We start from the raw sequence: 603 nt of genomic DNA on the forward strand, positions 1-603 counted from the left end.
AAACCATTCTTTAGAGCCAGGCATATTAGATTTATCAGCAATCTTAGTAAGGTGATTAATTACACGATCTGAATTGAGAGCTTTACCGCCCTGTGTAGTGGCCTTAATTGCTTCATTGAGATCAGATTTAGAATAATTTCTACCAGCACCTTGACGGAATCTATCTAATTTAGCTTGTTCCTCAGCATCGATAATATCACGCTTTTTACGGTTTTCTTCTGCTTGCCGTTTAAGCTTCTCTTCTGTAGTTTCACGGTTCTGAATACGGTCTTGTTTCTTAATACCGTTAACGTGTAAAGTATCATTGATATTATCTAACGTTAATTGTTTCCTCAATGCCGGATCTACAATTTTATTTCGTTCCGTATCAAGCTTTTTAACGTCTTTAGTAAATTGCTTATTCTTGAATGTATCAAGAGTGATTTTATTAGCTAATTCTTTATCTGTAATACTATTACGGGCATCTTGAATAGCTTTCACTTTATTCAAATGCGCACGATCATCAATAGTACTTGAATTAACAGTTCTTTTTAAATCAGCATCAATTGTATCATTCTGCGTATGCCATTCATTAGCGGCATTAACACGACGCGCCTGATCACG

Annotated in this window: 1 protein-coding gene; it reads right to left on the minus strand. The window is 35.5% G+C overall.

The annotated features are described in order from the left end of the window. The coding region (locus HL054_RS22160) for a hypothetical protein (RefSeq protein ID WP_369141293.1) at positions 1 to 603 on the minus strand (603 nt) is incomplete at both ends.

Source organism: Modestobacter versicolor (genome assembly GCF_041028285.1).
In the GTDB taxonomy this organism is placed as follows: Bacteria; Actinomycetota; Actinomycetes; order Mycobacteriales; family Geodermatophilaceae; genus Modestobacter; species Modestobacter versicolor_A.